Annotated in this window: 26 protein-coding genes and 1 tRNA gene; 5 read left to right on the forward strand and 22 right to left on the reverse strand. The window is 38.7% G+C overall.

Going from position 1 to position 25,087, the window contains the following annotated elements:
• The first annotated feature begins 83 nt into the window (after nt 1-83).
• Nucleotides 84-157, forward strand: a tRNA-Arg gene (locus tag LREU_RS06260).
• Between the two features lie 210 nt (nt 158-367).
• A complete protein-coding gene (locus tag LREU_RS10645) occupies nt 368-502 on the forward strand; it encodes a hypothetical protein (RefSeq protein WP_003668421.1) in 135 nt (44 codons plus the stop codon).
• Nucleotides 503-565: 63 nt separating this feature from the next.
• Here LREU_RS10645 and LREU_RS06265 read toward each other — a convergent pair whose 3' ends face one another.
• The 6 genes from LREU_RS06265 to LREU_RS06290 all read right to left on the reverse strand — a co-directional run bounded on the left by LREU_RS06265 (nt 566) and on the right by LREU_RS06290 (nt 5,048).
• The gene (locus LREU_RS06265) at nt 566-1,072 is read right to left on the reverse strand and encodes a hypothetical protein (protein ID WP_003668423.1); all 507 of its coding nucleotides are present in this window, start codon (nt 1,070-1,072) and stop codon (nt 566-568) included.
• A 29-nt stretch (nt 1,073-1,101) separates the two neighbouring features.
• Nucleotides 1,102-2,130, reverse strand: a complete 1,029-nt coding sequence (locus LREU_RS06270; RefSeq protein ID WP_003668425.1) for a hypothetical protein — start codon at nt 2,128-2,130, stop codon at nt 1,102-1,104.
• The gene (locus LREU_RS06275) at nt 2,120-3,007 is read right to left on the reverse strand and encodes a hypothetical protein (protein ID WP_011953505.1); all 888 of its coding nucleotides are present in this window, start codon (nt 3,005-3,007) and stop codon (nt 2,120-2,122) included. The genes LREU_RS06270 and LREU_RS06275 overlap by 11 nt, the downstream gene beginning before the upstream one ends.
• Nucleotides 3,008-3,335: 328 nt before the next feature.
• Nucleotides 3,336-3,650, reverse strand: a complete 315-nt coding sequence (locus tag LREU_RS06280) for a metal-sulfur cluster assembly factor (protein WP_011953506.1) — start codon at nt 3,648-3,650, stop codon at nt 3,336-3,338.
• 2 nt (nt 3,651-3,652) lie between these two features.
• Nucleotides 3,653-4,180, reverse strand: a complete 528-nt coding sequence (gene msrA / locus LREU_RS06285; protein WP_011953507.1) for a peptide-methionine (S)-S-oxide reductase MsrA — start codon at nt 4,178-4,180, stop codon at nt 3,653-3,655.
• Between the two features lie 16 nt (nt 4,181-4,196).
• Entirely contained in the window at nt 4,197-5,048 is an 852-nt protein-coding gene (locus LREU_RS06290) for a MetQ/NlpA family ABC transporter substrate-binding protein (RefSeq protein WP_003668431.1), read from the reverse strand.
• A gap of 488 nt (nt 5,049-5,536) precedes the next feature.
• On the opposite strand from LREU_RS06290, the gene LREU_RS10650 reads away from it, so the two are divergent.
• Entirely contained in the window at nt 5,537-5,662 is a 126-nt protein-coding gene (locus tag LREU_RS10650; RefSeq protein WP_003664033.1) for a hypothetical protein, read from the forward strand.
• A gap of 69 nt (nt 5,663-5,731) precedes the next feature.
• On the opposite strand, the gene LREU_RS06295 is transcribed toward LREU_RS10650, so the two are convergent.
• The 4 genes from LREU_RS06295 to miaA all read right to left on the reverse strand — a co-directional run bounded on the left by LREU_RS06295 (nt 5,732) and on the right by miaA (nt 11,217).
• The gene (locus LREU_RS06295) at nt 5,732-6,913 is read right to left on the reverse strand and encodes an aminotransferase class I/II-fold pyridoxal phosphate-dependent enzyme (protein ID WP_003668432.1); all 1,182 of its coding nucleotides are present in this window, start codon (nt 6,911-6,913) and stop codon (nt 5,732-5,734) included.
• Between the two features lie 114 nt (nt 6,914-7,027).
• Nucleotides 7,028-8,533, reverse strand: coding sequence for a glutamate--tRNA ligase (gene gltX / locus LREU_RS06300; RefSeq protein ID WP_003668434.1), 1,506 nt, complete (start codon nt 8,531-8,533; stop codon nt 7,028-7,030).
• A 244-nt stretch (nt 8,534-8,777) separates the two neighbouring features.
• On the reverse strand, nt 8,778-10,121 hold the full coding sequence (glnA, locus tag LREU_RS06305) for a type I glutamate--ammonia ligase (protein ID WP_003668435.1): 1,344 nt from the start codon (nt 10,119-10,121) through the stop codon (nt 8,778-8,780).
• 172 nt (nt 10,122-10,293) lie between these two features.
• A complete protein-coding gene (miaA, locus tag LREU_RS06310) occupies nt 10,294-11,217 on the reverse strand; it encodes a tRNA (adenosine(37)-N6)-dimethylallyltransferase MiaA (protein ID WP_003668437.1) in 924 nt (307 codons plus the stop codon).
• Nucleotides 11,218-11,331: 114 nt separating this feature from the next.
• Here miaA and LREU_RS10255 point away from each other — a divergent pair, with 114 nt between their 5' ends.
• Nucleotides 11,332-11,508 carry a DUF3042 family protein gene (locus LREU_RS10255; RefSeq protein WP_003664039.1) on the forward strand — a complete coding sequence of 59 codons (177 nt, stop codon included), beginning with the start codon at nt 11,332-11,334 and terminating at the stop codon, nt 11,506-11,508.
• Between the two features lie 163 nt (nt 11,509-11,671).
• On the opposite strand, the gene LREU_RS06320 is transcribed toward LREU_RS10255, so the two are convergent.
• The 7 genes from LREU_RS06320 to LREU_RS06350 all read right to left on the reverse strand — a co-directional run bounded on the left by LREU_RS06320 (nt 11,672) and on the right by LREU_RS06350 (nt 17,089).
• Entirely contained in the window at nt 11,672-12,091 is a 420-nt protein-coding gene (locus LREU_RS06320; protein WP_003668438.1) for a rhodanese-like domain-containing protein, read from the reverse strand.
• Nucleotides 12,092-12,104: 13 nt separating this feature from the next.
• The gene (locus LREU_RS06325) at nt 12,105-13,076 is read right to left on the reverse strand and encodes an ROK family glucokinase (protein ID WP_003668439.1); all 972 of its coding nucleotides are present in this window, start codon (nt 13,074-13,076) and stop codon (nt 12,105-12,107) included.
• A gap of 24 nt (nt 13,077-13,100) precedes the next feature.
• On the reverse strand, nt 13,101-13,340 hold the full coding sequence (locus LREU_RS06330) for a YqgQ family protein (protein ID WP_003668441.1): 240 nt from the start codon (nt 13,338-13,340) through the stop codon (nt 13,101-13,103).
• A 6-nt stretch (nt 13,341-13,346) separates the two neighbouring features.
• Nucleotides 13,347-14,006: a rhomboid family intramembrane serine protease gene (locus LREU_RS06335; RefSeq protein WP_003668442.1), complete on the reverse strand. Its 660-nt coding sequence runs from the start codon at nt 14,004-14,006 to the stop codon at nt 13,347-13,349.
• Nucleotides 14,007-14,009: 3 nt separating this feature from the next.
• Nucleotides 14,010-14,564 carry a 5-formyltetrahydrofolate cyclo-ligase gene (locus LREU_RS06340; RefSeq protein ID WP_003668444.1) on the reverse strand — a complete coding sequence of 185 codons (555 nt, stop codon included), beginning with the start codon at nt 14,562-14,564 and terminating at the stop codon, nt 14,010-14,012.
• Between the two features lie 137 nt (nt 14,565-14,701).
• A complete protein-coding gene (gene rpmG, locus LREU_RS06345) occupies nt 14,702-14,851 on the reverse strand; it encodes a 50S ribosomal protein L33 (protein ID WP_003664049.1) in 150 nt (49 codons plus the stop codon).
• Between the two features lie 138 nt (nt 14,852-14,989).
• The gene (locus LREU_RS06350) at nt 14,990-17,089 is read right to left on the reverse strand and encodes a peptidoglycan D,D-transpeptidase FtsI family protein (RefSeq protein ID WP_003668445.1); all 2,100 of its coding nucleotides are present in this window, start codon (nt 17,087-17,089) and stop codon (nt 14,990-14,992) included.
• Between the two features lie 209 nt (nt 17,090-17,298).
• Here LREU_RS06350 and LREU_RS06355 point away from each other — a divergent pair, with 209 nt between their 5' ends.
• Entirely contained in the window at nt 17,299-19,914 is a 2,616-nt protein-coding gene (locus tag LREU_RS06355) for a YfhO family protein (RefSeq protein WP_003668446.1), read from the forward strand.
• An 85-nt stretch (nt 19,915-19,999) separates the two neighbouring features.
• On the opposite strand, the gene LREU_RS06360 is transcribed toward LREU_RS06355, so the two are convergent.
• From LREU_RS06360 to pheT, 5 genes are all read right to left on the reverse strand, one after another.
• Nucleotides 20,000-20,389, reverse strand: coding sequence for a HesB/YadR/YfhF family protein (locus LREU_RS06360; RefSeq protein WP_003668448.1), 390 nt, complete (start codon nt 20,387-20,389; stop codon nt 20,000-20,002).
• 149 nt (nt 20,390-20,538) lie between these two features.
• Nucleotides 20,539-21,015 carry a transcription elongation factor GreA gene (greA, locus tag LREU_RS06365; RefSeq protein ID WP_003664064.1) on the reverse strand — a complete coding sequence of 159 codons (477 nt, stop codon included), beginning with the start codon at nt 21,013-21,015 and terminating at the stop codon, nt 20,539-20,541.
• Nucleotides 21,016-21,078: 63 nt separating this feature from the next.
• Nucleotides 21,079-21,735: a uridine kinase gene (udk, locus tag LREU_RS06370; RefSeq protein WP_003668449.1), complete on the reverse strand. Its 657-nt coding sequence runs from the start codon at nt 21,733-21,735 to the stop codon at nt 21,079-21,081.
• A 112-nt stretch (nt 21,736-21,847) separates the two neighbouring features.
• Complete coding sequence (locus tag LREU_RS06375; protein WP_003668451.1) at nt 21,848-22,486, reverse strand: C40 family peptidase; 639 nt, start codon at nt 22,484-22,486, stop codon at nt 21,848-21,850.
• Between the two features lie 183 nt (nt 22,487-22,669).
• Nucleotides 22,670-25,087 carry a phenylalanine--tRNA ligase subunit beta gene (pheT, locus tag LREU_RS06380; protein ID WP_003668452.1) on the reverse strand — a complete coding sequence of 806 codons (2,418 nt, stop codon included), beginning with the start codon at nt 25,085-25,087 and terminating at the stop codon, nt 22,670-22,672.

The following is a 25,087-nucleotide window of genomic DNA, read 5'->3' on the forward strand; positions in this document are numbered from 1 at the left end:
CCGACTTTATCTTAATAAAATAATTATATCAGATTATTACCATTGACAACTTTGTAGTGAAAATTATATACTTAAATCTGTTTGGAGCGGTAGCTCAACTGGATAGAGCATCGGTCTTCTAAACCGAGGGTTGCGAGTTCAAGTCTCGCTCGCTCCATATAAACGTTAAAAAGAGGATAGAGAAACATTTCTGTTTCCTTATCCTCTTTTTTAGTTGTCTCAATATAAACTTAGGGATAATTTTCTAATTTTCCACTTTTATTTTTTAAGTATTTCTTAAATACGTCCTCATATATTACACTTTCGTTGCAAAAATAAACATTTTTAATAATAATGAATATAGAGATTGCTTTTTGAGGTGATTATTATGCTACCATTTCTTATTATTGTTTTAATTTTGGTTGCGTCGGTAATTGGTGAATTTATGTTTGGCAGTCTTAGTAACCAAGAAACTGGTAAACATAGTACAACTACCAATCGCTTACGAGATCGAAAAGCTTAATCTTATATTCCGTTCAACACGAGAGGCCGGGGAAAAAATTCCTCGACCTCTCGCTTTTTTATTCTAATATTGATTAATCATTGCTTGATAAGCACTAGAAATCTGATCAGGCGTTAATTGCCAATCGCTAATTCCCATTTTTAACAAAAGATGCCAAGCATGCCGAAAACTTTCTTGTTGATGATTAAAATAGGCATCACTCAAGAAATGTTTAATTGCTAGATACGATTTATTAAGGTCTGCTAACTTTGTAGAGCTTTTTGCATTCGTAATCCGTTGCCAGGCTTGATCATCGAGTACAACCAGGTGTGTCCATTGCATCTTTGCACTATACAATAAAAGTAGCGCTACCGATTGAACATACGATTTTAGCAAATCTTCTTTGTCTGCTTCTCTAGGATTAACTACCTTATACCACCCTGCTGCTTCAGCCATATTTGATAAAGAAATATCAAGGTCAACAAAAATTGTTTGCTTTCTTGTTTCTGGCCCAATCATTAATTCCTTTTCATCATCAATCTTTAATTCTAAATCGATAATTTGGTGAAGCATTTTAGTAATATCTAACATTGCTGTGCCTCCACAATAAAATCCGTTGCTTATTCTTCCTCATCAGGAGCTGGATCTTCTGATGGTTCAGCTGAAGATGCTTCATCTAAAGATTCATCTTCTGCTACCTCTGTCGTTGCTGGTGGTTCTTCATCAACAATCTCCATATGATCTGTTCTCACGGCCAGGGCAGAACGGTTTGCTAAATACCATTCGCGAACCAGGTCGTAATGAAGCAATACATCAAAGAATGAAACTTGCTCATCAGAATCTTTAACCAAGAAGGCCCACTCTTGACTATAATCATCCGGATCAAAAGCAATGTCAAGTTTTGTCCCCTGATCTAATAGTAACTCAGCCCCATTGTTCCGTGGCAAATTCATCAACATATAATCTTCATCAGCAGTCGCAACAAATAAACGATCAATTACTGTCAGTGGAAGTTCAGGCTTATTCAACATAAAGCGGCGATCATTTGCAGTTGCTAAAATGCCTAGATCAATCGTGAAATCAAGATCTTTTTGCAAGTATTTAGCAAAATCAATCAGAGGTTTAACCGCATCACGTAATTCAAGGTCAGTATGCTGTTTAAGCGCATAAACGATAAAATAATTTACTAATGCACGGTTATTAAATTGCATTAATTTATCTTCTAAACTCAGGTAGAAAAGTGATTCGTGCTGACTTTGCTCTGTAAAAGCTGCTTCTCCTCGACTATCAACTTCAAATTTAAAAACAGCTTCACTACCAATAGCCGCAACAGTCGCTTCAAATTCATGATTTAATTCATTTTCTGCAACGTTAACAGCTGTATCACCATGCATTTTTAATAGGCGATCCATAAAAATCAGATAATAGTCAGCTGCTTTATAATGTGGTGGAAAATCAATAAATGCATTCGCCAAGTCCAATTTTGCTAGTTTATTAGTAGCTGATAATAAATTCTTAGCATCCTTAGTCTGGGCTAACTGGTCTAAGAGGTCAACATACCTTTGTCCAAGACTTAAAACATCCTTAAATGAATCAGAAAGGGCTTGAACCCGTTCACTAGGAGAAGTCACGATTCGATTATTGCTCATCGTCGTCCACCTGCTTTCCTTCTGATCCATTTAAACTGGCTAAATAATTAGCATATAAATTGCGATTAGCTAATTCGAAATCTTCAAAGCTGCCAAAAATATCGATAATACTCTTTTGTTCATAACTTAAAATCGTATTTTCTTTTGATAAGGATAGGACAACGCGTTCATTATCCTTAATAGTTTGGGCTGCATTACGAGATTCTTCTTCTTGGTCCTCTAACTTTTGCAGCTGCTCAACCAGTTCCTGGCGACTCTCCTTGTTACGACTTGATTCCCAAATGCCAGACCGTGAACTAATTTCTTTTAATTGTTCTTGAAGGGCTTCTTTACGTTCCTCACGTTCTCGTTGATGATCAATCAAATCTTGGAGACGGTCATTTTCACTAGAGATTTTACTAATCCGGTCACTATTGTAACGTTTATTGTCACGCGCTAATTCAAAAGCTGTCCGTAATTTATCATATTCTGTTTGGTCAAAAGAAAAGCGGACATTTAAAACGTCTAACTCACCAAATTGACGGCGATCCCACCAGTTACCAAAATAAATCCGATAGTGGCCAGTTTGGTATTCTTCATAATAAAAGAACGGATAAGTTTTGCCCAAATATTTAATTAAGTTTTCACTAAGGTAATTACTTAATTGATCGGCTAAATCATCGACTAGGTTCATTACACCTTTATCATTTGGTTGTTGTTCTCGATGTTCAATCTCTTTAGCATAGCGCTGGTTATCTAGTAATTGGTAGATTTCCCGATCACGATGGTTTGAAATTGCATCATTAAAGCGTCGCAAATACTTTATCTTTGTAATAATTTGTTGATTGATGACTTGAGTAACATCAAGTGAATCACTATTAGTTTCTACACTCGCCATAAGCATGCTCCTTGTCTAAATAACTACCTATTATAATAAATAACTTTACTACCTTTTTTCCACTCTTTTTAAATTTTTTTCAAAAACTTTATATTTTTAGTACAGATCTGTTTTTTGAAGGTAAAAATAGGGACTGTGACATAAGTTAAGTTACTTTCATAAAAAGCAAATACGCAGTACAACAATGGCCTCCAACGTCCGGTTTAAAAACCGAACGCTGGAGGCCTATTGTTGCTTGCGGGGGCTCCCAGAGGCTAGCTGCGCGTCGAAAAACGAAGTCACAAGTGACTTCTGTCTCGCTCCCATTCCCTTATCCAATTATTAAATATCAATGAACCCCTAATGATAATTTAGCAAAGCGGCTCATCCGATCAATCGTCCAAGCAGGTTCCCAGACAAATTCTACATCAACATTTTTTACCTCTGGAACCTCTTTTACCGCTTTAATCACCATATCAGCCAATACATTTGTTAATGGGCATCCCATTGTCGTTAGCGTCATTTCAATCAAACATATTCCATCATTATCGAGATCAATTGTATAAACGAGTCCCAAATTAACAATATCGATATGAAGTTCAGGATCAATAACTGTTGCTAATCGTTGAACAATATCGTCCTTAATTGATTGTTTGTCTCTCATAATTAATTGTTTTTCCAATACTTCTCAATAAATTGTTGTCGGCCACCAGCTTCTTCTAAGGCAAAACGTTGCGGATCTTTCTTATAAAAGCCCTGATGATAGTCTTCTGCAGGGTAGAAAGGCTGCACATCCTCAATTGTTGTTACAATCTTTGCATCGCCAAAACGGCCGCTTTCCTGTAAAGCCTTTTTCGATTTCTCTGCAATTTTACGCTGTTCATCATTTTTAACGAAAATTACAGGACGATAATTATCTCCCCGATCCTGGAATTGACCACTTGCATCAGTCGGATCAGTTTGGTGCCAATAAATCTCTACTAAGTCTTTGTATGAAATTTTATCAGGATCAAAAGTAATCTTTACTGCTTCTGTATGGCCTGTTGTTCCAGAACATACCTGCTCGTAGGTTGGATTGGCAACATGGCCACCAGTGTAACCTGATTCAACTTTCTCAATTCCCGGATAAGTATCAAACGGCTGGACCATGCACCAGAAACATCCGCCTGCAAATATCGCTGTGTCTAAACTCATATATATCAACCCTTTCTTAATTACGACCATAGATTGGCCATGCTGCTTCTTGTGCACCCTTATATGTCTTGTTAATAGCTTTTTCAGTTTGCTCTGTCTGATATGCTTTTACAATCTCCTTATATACTTTATTATCCTTATTCTTTTCTTGAACCGCAATAATATTAACATATGGTTTTGCAGCTTTATTAACTGGTTCAAGATAAATTGAATCCTTCTTTGGGTTTAACTTTGCCGCTACTGCATAATTTCCATTTATAATTGAGGCATCAACCGAATTTAACGCTCGCGCAGTCGTTGCCGGATCAACCTCTTTAAATTGTAAATGTTTAGGATTACTTACAATATCTTTTAAGGATGGCTTAATTCCACTTCCTTTCTTTACTTTAATCAAGCCAGCCGACTGCAAGACATTTAACCCTCGTCCAAGCGTTGTGGGTTCATTAGGAATTGCGATCGTTGCTCCTTCCGGAAGATCTTGAATTTTTTGATACTTGTGGGAATAAACTCCTAATGGTGAAATCACAGTATTTCCAATTGATGTTAAGTGTGCGTTTTGCTCTCTGTTATATGATTCAAAATAATAACGCGTTAAACATGAGTGCATGTCAATTTTACCTTCCTTTAACGCAACGTCTGGTTGAACATAATCATTGAAAACAACATACTCAATATTGATTCCTTGTTTCTTCAATCTTTTACGAACATTATCCCAGACTGGTTCCGAATCTGTTCCTACTAAGCCTAAACGAACAGTTTTGGTTGAAGTTTTATCCAAGCGTTGGTGAATAATACTACCAATCCCAACCACCACAATAATTACTAAAATACTAAAAATAATCAATCCTGTTCTTCTCTTGCGTTTCATTTTCTTCCTCCTTTGCCAGAAAAGAAAAACGTCCCTAAGAACAACTCAATCATGTTCTTAGGGACGTTAATAACGTGTTACCACCCTGTCTTCAGTACAAAAGTACCCTCCATTCTAATCCCAGCTTGAAATTAGAAGCATAGATAACGGTTGCTACCCCGTAGAAAATTTGCTTTTAAGCAAAGTTCACCCTCTCAATTAACCAAAGACCATCTTCATTATTTCGTTTCCTGCCATTTCTCAGCTCCTATGGCTCTCTGTATTGGTCGTAAAATAATTACTCATCTTTTCTAACGTAATTTTAATTTATTTTTAATTATACTAACAACAGACGCTACATAAGTCAATATCTTTCTAGAAGTTTTCCTGTACACAATTATGATAATTGCATTTTTTATAGACTGAACTATAATATTAGTAACAGTTATTTTATTTTTGTTAATAACTGTTATTGTTGAAGCGTTTCAGAAAAAGAGGCGAAGTTATTTATGGCACTTAGTAAGCAAGAACGTAAGGAAATGGCTCGTAAAGCTATGGAAAAGCGTGGCAGCAAGAAGCCAGATGGTTCTGGTTTTGCAAAGATTGATGCTGACGCCAAGAAACTGAGCGAATAACTCTTTTGAAGCAATTCACTTATATATTTAAAGAGACAGAGATGTATTAACACCGCTGTCTCTTTTCTTTTAGGCATTATTTTTTGCTTGCTTACAAAACTCTGCGAGACGGTCCATCCCCGCTTTAATCTGCTCAAGACTTGTAGCATAACTAAAGCGAAGGTATCCTTCTCCACCCTTACCAAAGTTTGATCCAGCTGTTACAGCAACCTTGGCTTCATTGGCAAGTTGATAAATTAACTTATTATCATCCTGATTAAGGAATGACGGAATCTTGGCAAAAATATAAAATGCACCCATTGGTTGACTACATTCAAAGCCCATCTCTGTAAGTCGCTTATACATATAGTCACGCCGTTTGATATATTGAGCATCCATTTCCTTTGTTGCTTCATCCCCAACCTTTAGAGCGGCCTCTGCAGCATCCTGAACAAATGTGGCGATATCTGTCACAGCAAATGCATGAACCTTGAACAGCAGATCGGTCACTTTAGCTGGTGCACAAAGGTAGCCAATTCGCCAACCAGTCATTGCATAGGACTTAGAAAATCCATTTGCTAAGATTGTCTGGTCTGGCATGATTTTAGCCATGCTTGAATATTCACCGTCATAGTTTAGTTCACTATAAATTTCATCACAGATTGCAAAGATTGGCTTGCCCTTAATTAAGGCTGCTAACTCATTCATTTCTGCTTGAGTATAGGCAATTCCAGTCGGGTTAGAAGGATTAACGAAAACAATTCCCTTTACTCGATCACCATATTTATCTAGATAATGTTTAAGAAGGGCGGGCGTTAGTTTAAAACCAGTCTTGGATGTATCTACTTCTACTGGCGTTCCTCCAGCAATCATTACATCAGGCGTGTAGATTGAAAAAGTAGGCGTTGGAACTAAAATTATATCTCCGGGATTAGTAATCGCAGTAATTGCAACAGAAATCCCTTCCGTTACGCCGTTTGTAACAAGAATCTCTGTTGTAGGATCATACTGAAGGCCATATTTATTAGCCAATGTATCGGCAATTGCTTGACGTAATCCCACTGTACCACGTTGGGGAGCATAGTGCGTTCGATTGTTTTCAATGCTCTCTATTCCGGCCTTCTTAATATATTCTGGTGTATCAAAATCAGGTTCACCAATTGTAAACTTAATAATTCCTGGAATTTTTGAAACGTATTGAGAAAAATCAAATACTTTCAACGTCGGAACATCATTTAAGATCTTCCGCATATGTTCACTCATTTCAACCATTTTACTTAAGATCCCCTTTTTTTACTAACTGCATATCTTAATTATATGACAGTTTAAAAGAAAAAGCATAGAACAACATCGATTAACTGTTGTCCTATGCTCAATTTTATAAAGTTAGTTTTCAAATGCTTTGATCATCCGGTCAAGCAATTCAATATCTGTATCACGAGAATAGATATCCATGATCTCATAAATTTGTGGTGCAGACGTTGAACCAGTAAAGGCAAGGTTTAATGGGAAGTATAAACCGCGACCCTTAATGCCAGTGTCCTTACCTACTTCCTTAATAGCTTGACTGTAATCCAGGTCATCGTCACCGTTTTCAAGTTTTGCCTTTAAGCCCTTGAGAACAGCTAAAACATCTTCATTAGCGAAGTCTTCGTTGTCCTTAAGCAAGTCATAGTTGAATGATTGGTCAAGAACTGTATAGTATGACCATGCATATTGAATAACTTCAAGAAGCTTATTAACATCCCGCTGGTGAACCTTAATTGTCTTCTTAAGCAATTCAGTCAATTGTTCTTCTGGAATACTTTGAAGGCGCTTAGCTTCTTCGGTTTCGCCTTCTTTAATTAATTCCATTGTCCGATCAGTTAATTCATCAATCGACATACTCTTAATGTATTGAGCATTCATCCAATCAAGTTTCTTTTGATCGAAGTAGGCTGGTGCCTTTGACATCCGCTTTGGATCGTAAACCTTAATCAACTCTTCTTTAGAGTAAATTTCACGTTCACCAACTGGAGACCAGCCTAAGAATGCGATAAAGTTAAAGATTGCTTCGTGGAGGTAACCGTGCTTCTTGTATTCACTAATGAATTGAAGGGTATCCTTATCACGCTTACTTAACTTCTTGCGAGTCTTTGGATTAAAGATCAATGGAATGTGACAGAAAGTTGGGTGTTCCCAGCCTAATGCTTCATAGATAGCAATTTGCTTTGGTGTGTTTGAAATGTGATCAGCACCACGCAAAACATGGGTAATGTCCATAGTGTGGTCATCAACTACGACGGCAAAATTGTACGTTGGCATTCCATCACTCTTTTCAATGATGAAGTCACCACCAAGGTTGTCAGAGTTAAATGAAACATGACCACGTGCAATATCGTCCCATTCGTAATCATGGTCTTTAGGGAAGTGGAAACGAATAGTTGGCTTCAAGCCCTTTGCTTCAGCCGCCTTTTGTTCTTCTTCACTCTTACCATACCAACGACCATCATAATGAGGTGGTTCATTGTTAGCCTTTTGCCGTTCACGCATCTCGGCTAACTCTTCCTCTGTTGAGTAATCCTTGTATGCAATCCCCTTGTCTAACAATTCTTGAATGTATTTGTGGTAAATACCTTCTTTATTCCGTTCACTTTGACGGTAAGGGGCATACTTTGGATTTGGCTTATTTGGACCTTCATCCCAGTCAATTCCTAACCAGTGAAGATTTTCACGTTGGCTAGCTTCACCATCTTCAACGTTCCGTTTGGTGTCGGTATCTTCAATCCGTAATACCATCGTTCCATCGAAGTGACGTGCAAATAAATAATTAAATAATGCTGATTGAGCATTTCCGATATGTAAGAAACCTGTTGGGCTAGGTGCATACCGAACTCTGACCTTTTGATCCATTATCTAAGACTCTCCTTTAGTAACTAATCGAAATATAATTCCGATTTAAAATTGGTTGCTAGATCAACTAGCAGTCTTAAAAAACGTACTACACATATTATAATAACACGCTTTTATTGCAACAAATATAATTGTATATGAAACAGCATATTTGTCAATTAACTAGTTGATTTCGTATGAAAAACACTTAGCAAGTAATCCTGCATAAGTGTTTTTTCGTTGTTTATTAACTTATTGTTATTGATTAGTATTGTTCCATATAGTGTTGACGTTCCCAGTCAGAAACGTGTTGACGATATGAAGCATATTCACGAGTCTTGGCTTCCATAAAGCTGTTATAGAGGTGTTCACCCATTGAACTCTTGATAACCTCATCGTTAGCCAAAGACTTTAATGCGTTGTGTAAAGTATCTGGTAAATCATGAATATCTTTTTCAGCTCGTTCGGCTTTCGTCATCGTATAGATGTTTTCATCAACGTTATGAATTGGTGGTAAGTTGTTGCGTAAACCATCTAAACCAGCTTCAAGAACAGCAGCGATTGCAAGATATGGGTTAGCTGATGGATCTGCTGACCGTAACTCAAGTCGTGTTCCCATTCCACGATCACTCGGAATTCGCACAAGTGGTGACCGGTTAGAAGTTGACCAAGCAACATAAACCGGTGCTTCATAACCTGGAACCAATCGCTTATAAGAGTTGACGATTGGGTTGCAAATTGCAGTATAGCTTCGTGCATGCTTCATCAAACCGCCCAAGAAATGGTAAGCAGTTGCGGAAAGCTTATCTTTATCATTTTCATCAAAGAAGGCGTTAGTACCATCTTGACTAAACAATGACATGTTGAGGTGCATTCCTGAACCATTAATACCAGAAAGCGGCTTAGGCATAAAGGTGGCATGGAAGCCATACTTCTTAGCAATTGTTTTAACAACAAACTTAAATGTTTGGATGTTATCAGCGGCTTCTAAAGCATCTGAGTACTTGAAGTCAACTTCATGCTGACCAGGAGCAACTTCATGGTGAGCAGCTTCAACATCGAAGCCCATCTTTTCAAGAGCTAAGACGATGTCACGACGGCAATCTTCACCAGGATCTGCCGGTTCCATGTCAAAGTAATTTTCCTTATCGTTAAGATTGGTAGTTGGGTTACCCTTTTCATCAGTCTTGAAGAGGAAGAATTCTGGCTCAGGTCCAATGTTAAAGTCTTTGAAGCCCATCTTCCGCATATCTTCAAGAACCCGCTTTAAGTTGTTACGGGGGTCACCTTCAAATGGAGTACCGTCAGTCTTGTAAACACTGCAGATTACCCGCGCAACCTTTCCGTGTTCAGCACCCCAAGGGAATGCAAGCCAAGTGGACATATCTGGGTAAAGATACATGTCACTTTCTTCAATCCGAACAAATCCATCAATTGAAGAACCGTCAAACATAATTTTGTTATCCATCAATTTATCTAACTGACTAACTGGTAAGTCAACGCTCTTAATCGTTCCTAATAAGTCAGTAAACATAACTCGTAAGAAATGAATATCTTCATCCTTTACCATTTGGCGAACTTCATCTTTTGTAAATACGTGTTTACCCATAAAATTTCATTCCCTTTCATACAATCTCCACAGAAATAATAGATGACCATACCAATCTATCTAAGATCTGCTTCTCTCCTTAACACTGTGACTTAGAATAACAATAGACAAGGCATAAGTCAATTCTATTTAAGAGCTTTATTTTAATAAAAAAAATCTTCCCTTCCGTACTTTATTTTTTTAACCAATCATTTATAAACTGCTTAATTTGATTAATATCATCGGGATGACGCAAAATATCAAACCAGTGAGTATCAGCCTTATTTCTAAACCACGTCAACTGCCTTTTAGCATAATGGCGAGAATCCTGCTTAATTTTTTCAACCGCCTCGTCTAGGCTAATCTCGCCACGAAAATAAGGAAATAATTCATGGTACCCAATCCCTTTACCTGCTGGCAAATCTTCCCCTCCTTGATCAAATAACCATTTTGCTTCTTCTAACAAGCCGTTTTGAATCATCAAATCGACTCGCTTATTAATCCGGTCATATAAAACAGGACGATCAGTAGTTAGGCCAATCAAGAGAAAATCATTTGTTGCTTTGAAGTGTGGCTGGTTGGAAAATAATTGACCCGTTTTTTTGATTACCTCTAAAGCCCGGATAACCCGACGAGTATTAGACTTGGGGATCCGAGCGCTGGCCACTGGATCCAACTTGTTTAATTGTTCCCAAACATACTCGGCTCCCTTTTCTTCAGCAACCTCTTTCCAATGGTTACGAATGTCGAGCGTTTGTTGGTCAAACTGGTCACTTCCCAATGCTAGGTTATCCGTTAATGTTTGAAGATAAAATCCAGTTCCACCTGCAATGATCGGCAAATGATTACGTTGAGCTATTTCGTCTATTTTTTGGTCAGCAAGTTTCTTAAAACGGGCGGCAGAAAAACGCTCCTCAATATTGCAGATATCAATGAGATGGTGCGGCACATCCCCCATTTCTTCGGGAGTAACTTTTGCCGTCCCAATATCAAGGCGGCGATAAACTTGCATCGAATCACCGGAAATTACTTCCCCATCAAATTCATGTGCCAGTTTTATTGATAGCGCAGTTTTTCCTACAGCGGTCGGGCCGACAATTGCAATTACTTTATTCATCTTAACTCTCCAATTTTTATAAATTTTATGCTAAAACTTGTCCTTCTCACTGGTAAAACACCATTAATTCTTGCATAATGGAGGTAACCTATAAATTCGAGGAGGTTTTATGTTATGAAACAATTAGCAAAAGGTATTTTAGTTGGTAGTTTAGCAACAGTTGCTGCCATTGCTAGCGGGGTTCTTACTTTCCATAAAACTGTCATTAAGCCAGCGGAAGAAGAAGAAGAAAAGTTTGATCAAAACCGTCGAGCTGCTATCCGTAAGGGCCGCTCAGCACACCAACTTTAATTTTATTTAAGATTCAAAAAGCAGAGAGGCTGGAAGAAAACTTTGTTTTCTCCCAGCCTCTTTTTTATTGGTTAAATTTCACAAGAGGCTAGATTCTAAGCATTAGCAAATAATTGGTTAGAATCATCAACCATCCTGACAAAAAGCATGTAAGATACTTTTCTTAATACTTGGACTTCTTAGTCTTACCGTCCCACGCACGATAACCATCTTTTAAAATATAAAGGTGGTTATACCCATGCTTACCTAAAAATGCAGCAGCCTGGGTACTTAATGTCATTCCTTCATCATATAAGTAAACCGGCAAGTCCTTCCGCAATTCGCCATATTGTTGACGAAGATATGGATAAGGCAAGTTACGTGCACCAAGAATGTGACCTTGTTTAAAGTCATTTTCTTGTCGCAAGTCAATAACCTGTGCTTTTCGCATTCCTTGCTTAAAGTCATCTTGACTAAGGACAGTTGCATATCTCTTTCGACGGTAAGTCTGAAATGCCCAGCTAAAAATCCATACTAACAAGATGATTATAATGACTGTATTAAGAATCATCAAGCCAGAGCTAACTCCAAGTACCACGATCATTTCCCCTTACAAATTAATCTGCGTTTACAAACTGACGAGCTAATGAAGCAGCACCGATAACACCAGCATCATTACCTAATTCAGCTAACTTCAATTGAGTTGAAGTCCGAACTGTTGGGAAGGCAAATTTTTCAAAGTTTTGCTTTACCCGCTTCAAAAGGAATTCACCAGCTGCGGAAACTCCACCACCGATAACAAGGTATTCAGGGTTCAATGCGTTACTTAAGTTGGCAGTTGCTAAACCGAGGTAGAAGCAAACTTCATCAACAACAGTATTAGCAAGGTAGTCGTTTTCCTTAGCAAGGTCAAAAACAATCTTGGCTGTAATTTCGTCACCGTTATCAATCATTGCCTTCAAACGACTGTTACCTTCATATTCTTCCGCTTTATCTTGAGCGATATGAACAATTCCAGTGGCAGATGCATATTGTTCAAGACATCCATGGTTTCCACAAGTACAAAGGTATCCATCTGGCTTAACAATCATGTGACCAACTTCACCACCAGCACCAACGACACCGTGGATAAGCTTACCATTGGAGATAAGTCCACCACCAACACCGGTACCTAAAGTAATAAATGCAACATCGTCACCTTCATTACCAGCACCCTTCCAACGTTCACCAAGTGCGGCAACGTTAGCATCGTTATCCAGAGCAAATTGCATCCCAGTGCCTTGTTCAATGTCTTCTTTAACATTTTGCGTTGTCTTCCAGTTTAAGTTGTAGGCACCAATAACAGTTCCCTTTTCACGGTCAATTGTTCCGGGAGTTCCCATTCCGATTCCAATAAATTGGTCTCGAGACATTTTGTATAAATCAAGGTGGTGATTAATTGAGTTAATGATGTCTGGCACAATGTGTGAACCATCATCCAAAATGTTAGTCCGTAAAGACCACTTTTGTTGAATCTCACCGTTCTCCGTTAAAATTGCAAACTTGATAGTAGTACCACCAAGGTCAACACCAATTAATTTCTTAGCCATAATGATTCCTTTCCTGGGTAAGGTTTAATACAGTTTACCCCTTTTAATTCTCGTTTGTTCTTCACGATGTTCTTTACGCAAAACAATCTTTGCTTTTGTATAAGTTGAATTATCTACAACTCCTGATTGATAGAGGTTATCAAGCTCAATGGCCATTAACTCAATATCATACAGGCGCTTACCAACATATACAAACACGTTGAATTCTTTTAATAGTTGCTGAACATCGTATAGTGTGCGGTAGTTTCTTGAGGCGATCGCCATAAATTATCACTTCAATTCTAGAGTCAAAATTACCAAACTTACCGTTAATACAGCTCCACTTAAAAACTGTTTTAGGTGATCAACAGTTTCTAGCATGGGAGCACCAACAATAAATGCAATGAAAAAGCCACCAAAAAGGCCGCCAATATGTCCTATCAAGTCAACTCCTGACAGGAAAAAATCCATCACAATATTAATAATAACAAATAACAAAAAAGTACGACTTAAGACGCGAACAATAACGTTATGGCGAAAACAAACGCCTAACATTAAAAATGCGCCAAATAATCCAAAAATAGCAGTACTAGCACCAGCTGAAATTGTCGATGGCATGAAGACCGCGCTGGTAAAGTTACCAAAAAGCGCACTGACAAAGTATATGACTACCATTCGCCAATGACCGAAAAATTCTTCAATATAACGGCCGATATATAAAAGCGTAACGCTATTGACTACTAAGTGTGATAAACCAACATGAAGGAACACAGGTGATACTAAGCGCCACCATTCACCTTCCCTGATTAAGGGCGTACTACGAGCCCCCATATTCAGGAGGGTTACTGTATTAGTTGAGCCACCTGCATAAACTAACCAGCAATAAACTAATACCTGAAAGATTATTAAGGTAAGCGTCACGGGCGCTAATCTTAGTCCCTGCGTCCGCATCTTCTATATCCCCGGTAAATACAACACTTTATCTATTCGCTGATCGAATTCTTCTGGTTCCCATTCGTTCTCTTCAGCCAGTTGCGTTGTCAATGCCATTGAAACTTTAGGACCCTTATAGTTTTTTAGGTAACGATCATAATAACCGCCACCAAAGCCCAACCTGTTACCAGATGCGGTAAAGGCTACTCCAGGAACAACCATCAAATCAATCTCATCTGGAGAATAAACTTTGCCATCATGTGGCTCTAAAATACCAAAAGACGTCTCGTCGAAATCGGTATCCTCATTTAATTCAACAAATTCCATTTGACGATGAGGCAACGTCCGTGGAATAACAATCTGTTGGCCCTTATGACGCGCATGAAGGATAATAGGTGCAGTATCAATTTCAAAAGATTGACTTAAAGTAACAGCAATTGTCTTAGCCCCTGTCCATTCAGGTTGATCATATAGCAAAGATGCTAACTTTCGCTCTTCGTAAAGACGGGTGTTTAAATCTAATTGTTGAAGGCGCGCAATATATGCTTGTCGTAACTCTTTCTTTGAATAAGCCATTATGTTATGACCGCTCCTTTATAGTGAAGTAACAAACGGTATCAGATTTTATTATCGCCGCTTGAGGGAATTTATGCAAGCGTTTTTTTATAAAAATAAATAAAAAGAGCCGGTCTCCCAGCTCCTTTATATGGTCATTACTTAGTTTCCCGATGTAATGTAACCTTTTGTTCCCGTGGACAGTACTTGTTTAATTCAAGACGATCTGGGTTGTGACGACGGTTCTTGCTAGTTAAGTAAGTCCGTTCGTGGCATGAAGTACATTCAAGTGTAATGTTGACACGCATTATTTTGACCTCCAAACTATTTCTTTTATTTAACGTGGTTATTTATCGTAACCCTAACTCGTACAACTATATCATTTATTCTTCTATTTGGCTAGTAATTTATCAAAGTTTGTTAAGGAAATTTCCTTGACAGTTTAATTAGTCACCAAAACCCTTGGGACTCTGAACAGTCTTCCAGTAGGCCTCAAAAATTTGTTTTGCCATTGTCAGGTTGGCACCACCATCGGAATTTGAAGCTCCTGGAATAGCCAAAGCAACTACAACTTGTGGATTATCAGATGGCGCAAATCCGGCAAAACTTAGCGTAGTTGTTGAGTGCGACTTGTAGTAGGTTTCGGCAGTCCCTGTCTTACCAGATACTGATGGTTTAACAGATGCCAACGGTTTACCAGTAACATAACGGTTAGAACCATGAACCACTTGATAAAGCCCTTGTTTAACGACATCAAAGTCAGCTTTAGAAGCAGGAATGGTTAATTGAACTTGGGGCTTTGTTGTATATTCAACGGCACCAAGTTGACCATTGGCTTTCGTACCACGGATTTCTTTAACAATGTATGGACGCATCCGGTTACCACCGTTAGCAATGGTAGACATATATTGGGCAAGTTGAATCAAAGTATAACCATCATAGTTACCATATGACAAGTCAAGTGCTGAACCGATATGCTTTTGGTCAGCAGGTCCTGTATAACCGCTTGTTTCACCAGGCAAGTCGATTCCAGTTTTAACTCCGAGTCCAAACATGTTGAAGTAACCCCGCGCTTTAGCAAAAATACTTGGCTTCATCGTAATTTGCGCATTCGGTGTATATTTCATTCCTGCTTCTTTCATGAGTAGTTGCATCATATAAGAGTTGGAAGAAACTTCGAGGGCCGTTGCTGCATTAATTGCCATATTTGCTGAGCCGCCATGGTTAAACCATGATCCCTTAGATGAAGTTCCAGCAAGCTTAATTGGCATATCGGTTAAGGTATTATTTGTTGGCGTAATTACACCATCCATTAATGCCCCCATGACCATCGCCGGCTTTACAACGGAACCCATCGTAATTGGGTGGTTGATAGCACCAATTTCATCAGGGGTTTCTTTACCTGTTTCTGGGTTACGATCAATACCAGCCATCGCATAAATTGCACCGGTATTTGGATTCATTACTACTGCATATACCCCAGTAGAGTACTGGTTTCCGGCAGCCGAGTAATTGTTTTTCAAAATCGATTGAACTTGCTTTTGGAACTTTGAATTAATCGTCAATACAAGGTTATCACCCTTCTTACCAGGGTACTTAGTCTTTTCTTTAGTTACGTCATTTCCATCAGTAGTAACCTCAGTTTGTGACTTCGACCCGGCTAAGGTTGATTGGAACTGCTTTTCAAGATAACTTTGTCCAACGCTATCATTTCGAGAATATCCTTGAGCAAGCAGTGAGTTAACTTCATCACTTGGTAAACCAGTAGTTGAGACAGTTCCTGTTAACGATTGAATATCTGTGCCTTGTGGGTAATTACGAGTCCAAGACGTGCCGATCTTTACCCCTGGCATTTCATTCAGGTGTTCTCCAACTGCTGCAAGCTCTTTAGCACTAACACCTGTTTCTTTAATATAAGTTGTCGAAAGGGAATATGCTCCACTCATTGCCGCATAAATTCGGGCATTATTCTTTTGCTGATCAGTAAGCTCCCATGAATCAGGATGCTTGCTCAAATATTCGAGAGCTTTATCATATTTAGTATCTTCAGAATCGGCATCTGAAGTCTTGACATGTTTCAAAACACTCTTAAGCCGCTCTTTATCAGCAAGGTAATAATCCTCTTCATTTCGATCAGTTAAGCGTGAATTCTTATTAGAGACAGACACATATTTTCCTAAACGATTAGCAATCTGATAGAGCTGATCAGTAGTTACATTGGCCCCTTTGGTATAGGTAATGGCTTGATGAGTTTGATTACCAACAAGAACGTTCCCTTGTGAATCATAAATCATCCCCCGTTGTACGTTATTCGTCTGCGTTGTTGTATCTGATCGCTTTACTTCCGCTTTAAATGATGTTCCTTGCAGAACTTGAAGATAAAACAGTCGAATAGTTAACGCTAATAACAAGATACCAACAATCCATAGTAGCATGTTCAGCCGGAATGGAATAATTGACTGCGCATTTTGACGCTTTTTGGTACGTGAACCAAATAAGTTCATTATTCGATCAAAGAATTTCACAGTTTTATAATTCTCCTTCATCGTAGTGAATCTATTTTAACAAAAATTACCTGCTTTAACAGATAGTTACCACTACTAACGTGAAAATAATACTCTTTATTTTATAAGAAATGAAGAATTTATTCCAATGATTTAATGAAATTTAATGAACAATAGTAATGAATATCATTTTCAAAAAGGATATGATAATGTGGATGTGTCTATTTAATTGAGAGAAGGAGAATTTTGCTGTGTTTTTATATCAACATCATCGTTTATATCGACGCAAAATTTTGATTACAAGTTTCCTGTTACCAGTTATTTTGATGGCTTGCTATTTTGCATACCGTCAAATGACTCCCTTTGGCAAAAGCAGCTTATTAACCGTTGATCTCGGTCAACAATATGTCGATTTTTTCAGTTACCTTCGAAATACCATTCTCCACCATCCCAGTAGTTTCTTTTATTCGTTTAGCAAAGGGCTGGGTGGCGAAATGTTTGGAACTAATGCATATTACTTGCTAAGTCCATTAAACTTAATTTTGTTATTTTTCCCTGCTCAACACCTTGCAACTGGGATAACCATCGTTACACTCGTTCGATACGGTCTAGCGGGATTGAGTTTTGCCTGGTTAATGCAAAAAACGGAGCTACAACAGGGGTGGCGAATTTTAGCATTCAGTACAGTCTACTCAATGAATGGCTGGATGATTGCCAACCAATTAAATATGATTTGGCAAGATGCTTTAATACTTTTGCCGTTAATTATTTGGGGACTCCTTAAACTTATTTATCAAAATCGTGTTGGCACTTATATCGCTTGGCTAGCCGTAATACTGATTGATAATTATTATATGGGCTGGATGATTGCCATCTTTACTTTTCTATTTTTCCTCTGGCAAACACCAGCTTTGGCGTCATGGCGACAACGGGGAGTAATCTTTCTCCGCTATCTCGGTAGTTCGCTGCTTGCGGCGGGGATTTCAGCAGTCATTTTATTGCCAACTTTCTATGCCTTGATGCAAAGTAAAGGGACGTATACTGAAACCAAGATTCACAGCCGTTTTGAGTACTTTGCTCCTAAAATGCTTGGGAAACTTGTTCCCGGATCATTTAATTTTAATCAAATGCCAAGCGGTCAGCCCAACATTTATATTGGAATGCTATTAATGCTCGGTGCTTGTCTCTACTTTTTCAACAATCGCTTTGACCTTCGTCGTCGTTTGATTGGGGCAGCCATTTCTATTTTCTTTATTTTCTCATTCTGTTACGAACCATTAGATCTTTTATGGCATGCCGGACAGTTTCCAGTTTGGTACCCTTATCGTTTTTCCTACCTTTTCTCTTTCTGGTGCATCTATCTTGCAGCTAAAGTGCTTCAACCTGATTTCAAAATAAAAAAGCGCAGTGCACTTATCCTGACGTTGCTTATTATCGCAATTTACTGGTATGTTGGTATGCTTAACTTATCGTATATTAATAGCAATCAACGGAATATCGGCTTATGCTTTGCGCTGATCGCTGTTAGTTGCCTTTGTATTCCCCGAACAAATTCACCGCGCTTATACGACGCGCTTCTTGTTCTCCTTGCTGTCTGTGATATTTCTATGAGTGGGTACACGGCGCTTAATAAGATCTCTTACGTTTCACAGCCTGAATTTGGCAACTACACTATTGCTCTTGATAAAAGTGTAGAAAAACTAAAGAAACATGATCCAGGCTTCTACCGCGTTGCCAAAACTTTTATGCGAACAAAAGATGACCCCTTCCAAGCAGACTTTAATTCTGGTGACCATTTTGGTTCGACCTTAGAACCGCCAATTCCAGCCTTCATGGGTGCAATTGGGCAGCCAGATGGGGATGGCTTTGTTACGTATACTAATGGAACTCAAGTGAGTGATGCGCTTCTTGGTTACAAATACACTATGAACGCTCGGAACACTTCAGCTGGACAGGCATTACCCCTATCAGGTTTCCGTCCCGATTGGTATAGTTACCCATTAGTAGGATCAACTTCAGCAGTCAATCTCCGTGAGAATCCACATGCCCTTCCGATCGCATTTGGAGCTAATGCCGCCATCCTCCACCTTCAACGGACAACAATGGATCCGTTAAATTATCAGTCACAGATTTTCCAAACGCTTGCCGGTCGTCCAACACTTCATTCATTATTTGCCGTTCAAAACTTTAATTCCGTTAAATTCAATAATGTTCAAAGTGCTAAGCAAATTACTGGCACGATCTTTAGAAAGCAAAACCTGCTTAAACCAGCATCAGTTCAACTAGAATTTATTCCGCCAACCAACGATTCTTACTACTTAACACTCGGACCAAACGTTGAGGATAATGCCACAATTACGATGAATAACAAAAAATTCACCCAATATGACACCTTTCGTAATACGGTAGTAATCAACGTTGCTCATGATCAAAAAGGGCAAAAAATCCTTGTCAATTTGCAACTAAAGAAAGCTACACTTTGGATGCAAAACGTTAGTATCTATCAACTAAAGCAACGACCATTTATGGCCAGCTTAAAGACTCTCCAAGAATCTCCCTTAAAGATTAGTTCATACCGTAGTAATCGAATCGTTGGTACAGTCAATCTCCAGCGGAATCAGCGAGTATTGATGACTACTATCCCTGCTGCCAAGGGTTGGCACGTTAAGGTAGATGGTAAGCCTACTACTCCCCAGACCGTACTTAATACGTTTATGGCTATCCCAATGAGTCCCGGAAAGCATCGGGTTGAATTTTATTACCGACCACCATTCCTCATTCTTGGACTTATAATTACAGTTCTAAGTCTCGGCTTAACTGGATGGTGGGTTAAGAAAGAACATCAAATAAAGACAATTTTTGATTAGAAATAAAGGTTTGACTAGCAATAAAGCTCTTTAGCATACTATCATTGGACAGTACATGCTAAAGAGCTTTTTCACTATATAAAAATTAATGCTGCGATGCTCCAGTAGAGGCATCAGCCTTATTATCGGAATGATCATCAGCGTCATTAACAAATCCAGCTACGTCAGGTGTATCGCCATCTTCATGTTGAAAATGAAATACCAGTCCGTCTACTTGCGGATCATAGTCAACAGTAGTGATAAGATCCTTAAAAAACCATTCATCTAGCGAATCAATGTGGTAATTAATGCCATCCTTTTTTACCTCTAAAATCGGGTCAACTGGCTTATCTTCACGAGTAAATCCTTGCGAAAAGCCATGATGGACTTCAGTTTGACCATAAGTTTTGCCGTAAAACTTTACTCCATTCCCAGGTTCTAATCCCATTTCCTCACGAAACCATTGACTTGCAGCATCAGTAATAATCAATTTCATTTTTCTTCCCTCCTACGTTTGTTGATATCGCTTTCATACACCTTACTATAGCATAGTAGAGCAACAATACCAATAAGAAAAGCGAGAGGGAGCGAGACAGAAGTTACAAGTAACTTCTGTCTCGCTCCCTCTCGCTTAAAAGATATTGATTAATCAACCTTAACAATCTTTAACTTAATTGTCCCATTAGGAACTTCAACTTCAACTACTTCGCCGACCTTGTGACCAAGTAATCCCTTTGCCATTGGAGATTCATTCGAAATCTTACCATTAAATGGATCAGATTCTGATTCACCAACAATTTGGTATTCTTCTGGTTCTTCATCTGGCAATTCTTGAATAGTAATTGTCCGTCCCATGGATACTTCATCCTTGTCGACATCTTCATTATCGATAATTTCAGCATATTGAAGCATGTTTTCAATTTGCGCAATCCGGCTTTCAACCATTGCTTGTTCATCTTTTGCTGATTCATATTCTGAATTTTCAGATAAATCACCATAACTACGAGCAATCTTTATCCGCTTAATAACTTCTGGTCGACGCTTCAAGCGGTATTCTTCAAGTTCGTCTTCAAGCTTTTTCTTCCCTTCAAGGGTCATTGGAAAAGTTTTTTCTTCAGCCATTATAAACACTCCTCATAATTTATCCAGTGCAACATTACCATTTCTACTTCAGCTTGTAAATACCTATCGCAATTCGGTGTGTCCACGTTTTACTAAAATATCGCGGATTTTTGTCGATAATAGGTCGATTGCAACTTGGTTTTCGCCACCTTCTGGCACAATAATGTCAGCATAGCGTTTAGTTGGTTCAACAAATTGATGGTACATTGGTTTTACCGTAGCCAGGTACTGAGTAATAATTGAATCAAGGGACCGTCCACGCTCTACCATATCACGTTGAATTCGACGAATAATCCGAATATCATCATCTGTATCAACATAAACTTTAATATCCATTAAATCCCGTAAACGTTCATCATCAAGAATTAAGATTCCTTCTAAAATAATGACATCAGTCGGTTCTACATGAACGGTTTTGTCGGAACGCGTATATTGTGTATAGTCGTACACCGGCATCTCAATCGCCTTATTACTCCGCAAATCCGTTAGCTGTTTAATCAAAAAATCTGTATCAAATGCAAGCGGATGATCATAATTTACTGCTTTACGTTCATCCATTGTCATATCTGACTGATCATTATAGTAAGTATCTTGGTTAATAATCTGGATCGCTTGTCCATGCAATTGGTCATAGATTTTATTACTTACCGTTGTCTTTCCACTACCGGAACCACCTGTAACACCAATAACTACTGGACGCTTATTCTGTTGAATACTCATCAATTTGTCTCCCTCATTAAACTTTCTAATCTGAAATAGTATATAGCACTCTTTTGTGATGCGCAAGATAATTACTAATTTAAATTATTAAAGGCGAGGTAAAAAGTGAATATTAATGCATAACAACATAGTAATTTCCAGGGAAGTATTGTTGGTCAGTAATTTTAACTGTTTCATTCTCGTTTGGAGCTTGAATAATCCGACCGTCCCCTAGTGAAATAGCGACGTGGTATGGCGCATCATCAGAACCATAAAAAACAAGGGCCCCATATGGCGCGTTTAAGACGTTATCGTGAATATGTGGTCCTAAAGCTTGTTGTTCATACGTCGTCCGTTGAGGAATACCGTAGCAATATTGAACCAACCCAGAACAATCAAATCCACCTGGCTTATTACCACCCCAAACATAAGGGGTTCCTAAATAAGACATTGCCTTGTTAACAGAATCTTGTAGATTTTGACTATTCTTGTTGGCTTGATCCTTTTTCTCAGTATTATTAGCAGGTGTTTCATTTTTATCTTTGGTTGGAATTGTCAACTTTTGTCCTGCAAAAATCAACTCTTTATTTTGCAAGTGATTAGCGGTTGCAATATCATCCGCACTAACATTATACTTTTGAGCAATCCCATTTAAACTATCGCCAGCATTGACCGTAACAGTTGCATCAGCCTTAGCAGTTACAGTACCCATTGCCATTGCGCCAGCTACCCCTAACGACGATGCAAGAATTTTCTTCGTTGTTGATTTCATTATTTCGTTTATCCCTCTTTAATATCAAATGTTTTTATTTTATCAAATTATTAATAAAATAGCAGAAAATTTTTAGCCCTTCAACCACTAATTATTACTTTAGTGATTGGCCCTATAATATAAATACGTAAAAAATAATTATTTGCACTAAAAAAAGGCCGAAAAAATCCAGCCTTTTAATTTTTAACGAATTTCTGCATCAATCTTATCTTGCAAGTAAGCAGTAACTTTATCAAAGGCCGCGTTTACTTGGTCTTCAGTCAATGTTCCTTTATTATCTTGATAAGTTAAGGTGTAAGCTAATGACTTCTTACCGGCAGGAAGGTGCGAACCAGCATAAACATCAAATAAGTGAATATCTTTAAGGTAAGCACCACCCTTTTGCTTAATAGCCTCGACAATCGTTGCATTTTCAACCTCATCATCAACTAAGAGGGCAATATCGCGAGTGATTGAAGGATACTTACTAATAGGTGTATATTCATTTTCAATCTTTGGTGCAGTCAGTAATAATTCGAGATTTAATTCAAATACGTATGTTTCGGGAATCTTGTATTCCTTAGCAGTTTGTGGGTGAACTTGACCAATAAAGCCAACTAATTGGTCATCAACCATAATATCAGCGGTTCGTCCTGGATGCATTTCTGGTCGATCACTAGTTGGAACATAAGCAACCTTACCAGCAATCCCCATATTCTTAAGGTAACGTTCAACGATCCCCTTTAATTGGAAGAAATCAACCGGTTGATCTTTCTTATTCCAACTATTAGCTACCATTTGACCAGTAACCGCAGCTGCAAGGTGTTCTTGTTCTACTGGACGTTCATCCCCCATTGGCAAGAAGACCCGGCCTTCTTCATATAGTGCTACATTGTCAACATTCCGCGCCACGTTGTAAGCAATATCATTAAGCAAGCCGCTAACAATATTCATCCGGGTAGCTACATGGTCCGAACTCATTGGGAAGTCAAGTTTCATTGGTTCAGCGAGTGGCTTAATTTGGAATTGCTTAGCCTTTTCAACAGTTGTGAGAGAATAGCTAATTGCTTGAGTTAAGCCCATTCCTTCGAGGTCATGACGACTTGCCCGAATAAACCGTTGACGTGGAGTAAGTCCTCCCCGGTTACGCGTCATCGTTGGTAAAGTAGATGGCAAGTTATCATAACCGTAAATCCGCGCAATTTCTTCATAAAGATCTGCTGCAAGACTAATATCCCACCGCCGTGCTGGGGCAATTACTGTTAATTGATCATCACCATCAACAGTGTAAGCAAATGCCAAGCGATCAAAAATATCAGTAACTTGTTCCATGGTTAATGAAGTTCCCAGAACATGATTAATCTTTGCAAGGGATAGTTTGATTGGGGTATCAACTGCTGGCGCTTCACTACCAGTTACAATTCCTGCTGTAATCGTTCCCCCCGCAAGCTCCTTAATCATTTCGGCTGCTTCATTCAATGCGGTTTCAACTGTTGCTGGATTGATTCCGCGTTCAAACCGCATTGAGGATTCACTATGAAGATCTAAGCGCCGTGCTTGCTTCCGGACCATTACTGGATCAAAAATGGCTGCTTCAAGGGCAACTGTTGTCGTATCATCACTTACTGCAGTTCCTTCTCCACCCATCGTTCCCGCAAGCGCAACTGGCTGGTTATCGACAGTTACAACAATATCATTTGCTTTTAAGGTTTGTTCATCCCCGTCTAACGTAACAAACTTTTCACCTTCATTAGCGTGGCGAACCCCAAAGTTTTTACCAGATAATTGGTCATAATCATAGCTGTGGAGGGGTTGACCATATTTAAGGAGGATATAGTTAGTCACATCCACGACATTATTTACAGGACGAATACCACTGTTCCAGAGGCGAATTTGAAGCCATAATGGACTTTCGGCAATTTTAACACCTTTAATTACCCGTAATTTATAAGTTGGCGCAATCTTAGTATCCGCAATTTCTGCTTGAAGAAGGTCCGCTGTCTTTTCAGTCCCTTCTTCTTTAATTGCGACTTCTTTAAAATGCGACTTTAACCCGTAAAAGGCTGCGATGTCATTAACATTTCCATAAATACTAAGCATATCTCCACGATTAGGAGTTACATCTGTATCGATGACCGTGTCGTCCATCCCTAAGTACTTAAATACGGGATCACCGTTTTTAGCATCATCTGGTAAGAAGTAGATACCATCTTCGTAATCTTTAGGCGCAATCTTGTCGCTAAAACCAATTTCTTGAAGAGCACAAAGCATTCCGTTTGACTCAACACCACGAATCTTACCACGCTTAATCTTTTGGTTATCAGCAATTCGCGCACCGTGAAGGGCAACGATTACCTTTTTACCTTCTTGAACATTAGGAGCACCACAAACAATTTGGATCGGTTCTTCTTCGCCAACGTCCACTTGACAAACATGAAGGTGGTCTGAGTCAGGGTGATTTTCACATTGCACTACTTCCCCAACAACGATCTTTTTTAATCCGTCGCTCAGTGAGTAAACGTCATTAATGTCAACAGAGGTACGAGCAATCTTTTCAGCTAAATCTTGAGGGGCAACATCTAAATCAAGGTATTCTTGAAGCCATTGATATGATACTTTCAT

This window comes from Limosilactobacillus reuteri subsp. reuteri (assembly GCF_000016825.1).
Taxonomy (GTDB): Bacteria; Bacillota; Bacilli; order Lactobacillales; family Lactobacillaceae; genus Limosilactobacillus; species Limosilactobacillus reuteri.

Coding starts and splice junctions, on each gene's coding strand:
- LREU_RS06270 (WP_003668425.1), bottom strand. CDS start 2,130: ATGAGCAATAATCGAATCGTGACTTCTCCTAGTGAACGGGTTCAAGCC.
- udk (WP_003668449.1), bottom strand. CDS start 21,735: ATGAGTATTCAACAGAATAAGCGTCCAGTAGTTATTGGTGTTACAGGT.
- LREU_RS10255 (WP_003664039.1), top strand. CDS start 11,332: ATGAAACAATTAGCAAAAGGTATTTTAGTTGGTAGTTTAGCAACAGTT.
- LREU_RS06335 (WP_003668442.1), bottom strand. CDS start 14,006: ATGCGGACGCAGGGACTAAGATTAGCGCCCGTGACGCTTACCTTAATA.
- LREU_RS10645 (WP_003668421.1), top strand. CDS start 368: ATGCTACCATTTCTTATTATTGTTTTAATTTTGGTTGCGTCGGTAATT.
- glnA (WP_003668435.1), bottom strand. CDS start 10,121: ATGGGTAAACACGTATTTACAAAAGATGAAGTTCGCCAAATGGTAAAG.
- pheT (WP_003668452.1), bottom strand. CDS start 25,087: ATGAAAGTATCATATCAATGGCTTCAAGAATACCTTGATTTAGATGTT.
- LREU_RS06325 (WP_003668439.1), bottom strand. CDS start 13,076: ATGGCTAAGAAATTAATTGGTGTTGACCTTGGTGGTACTACTATCAAG.
- LREU_RS06280 (WP_011953506.1), bottom strand. CDS start 3,650: ATGAGAGACAAACAATCAATTAAGGACGATATTGTTCAACGATTAGCA.
- LREU_RS06375 (WP_003668451.1), bottom strand. CDS start 22,486: ATGAAATCAACAACGAAGAAAATTCTTGCATCGTCGTTAGGGGTAGCT.
- LREU_RS06340 (WP_003668444.1), bottom strand. CDS start 14,564: ATGGCTTATTCAAAGAAAGAGTTACGACAAGCATATATTGCGCGCCTT.
- miaA (WP_003668437.1), bottom strand. CDS start 11,217: ATGAATAAAGTAATTGCAATTGTCGGCCCGACCGCTGTAGGAAAAACT.
- LREU_RS06360 (WP_003668448.1), bottom strand. CDS start 20,389: ATGAAATTGATTATTACTGATGCTGCAAGTCAATGGTTTCGTGAGGAA.
- LREU_RS06290 (WP_003668431.1), bottom strand. CDS start 5,048: ATGAAACGCAAGAGAAGAACAGGATTGATTATTTTTAGTATTTTAGTA.
- rpmG (WP_003664049.1), bottom strand. CDS start 14,851: ATGCGTGTCAACATTACACTTGAATGTACTTCATGCCACGAACGGACT.
- LREU_RS06275 (WP_011953505.1), bottom strand. CDS start 3,007: ATGGCGAGTGTAGAAACTAATAGTGATTCACTTGATGTTACTCAAGTC.
- LREU_RS10650 (WP_003664033.1), top strand. CDS start 5,537: ATGGCACTTAGTAAGCAAGAACGTAAGGAAATGGCTCGTAAAGCTATG.
- msrA (WP_011953507.1), bottom strand. CDS start 4,180: ATGAGTTTAGACACAGCGATATTTGCAGGCGGATGTTTCTGGTGCATG.
- LREU_RS06350 (WP_003668445.1), bottom strand. CDS start 17,089: ATGAAGGAGAATTATAAAACTGTGAAATTCTTTGATCGAATAATGAAC.
- LREU_RS06330 (WP_003668441.1), bottom strand. CDS start 13,340: ATGGCGATCGCCTCAAGAAACTACCGCACACTATACGATGTTCAGCAA.
- LREU_RS06295 (WP_003668432.1), bottom strand. CDS start 6,913: ATGGTTGAAATGAGTGAACATATGCGGAAGATCTTAAATGATGTTCCG.
- LREU_RS06265 (WP_003668423.1), bottom strand. CDS start 1,072: ATGTTAGATATTACTAAAATGCTTCACCAAATTATCGATTTAGAATTA.
- LREU_RS06320 (WP_003668438.1), bottom strand. CDS start 12,091: ATGATCGTGGTACTTGGAGTTAGCTCTGGCTTGATGATTCTTAATACA.
- greA (WP_003664064.1), bottom strand. CDS start 21,015: ATGGCTGAAGAAAAAACTTTTCCAATGACCCTTGAAGGGAAGAAAAAG.
- gltX (WP_003668434.1), bottom strand. CDS start 8,533: ATGGATCAAAAGGTCAGAGTTCGGTATGCACCTAGCCCAACAGGTTTC.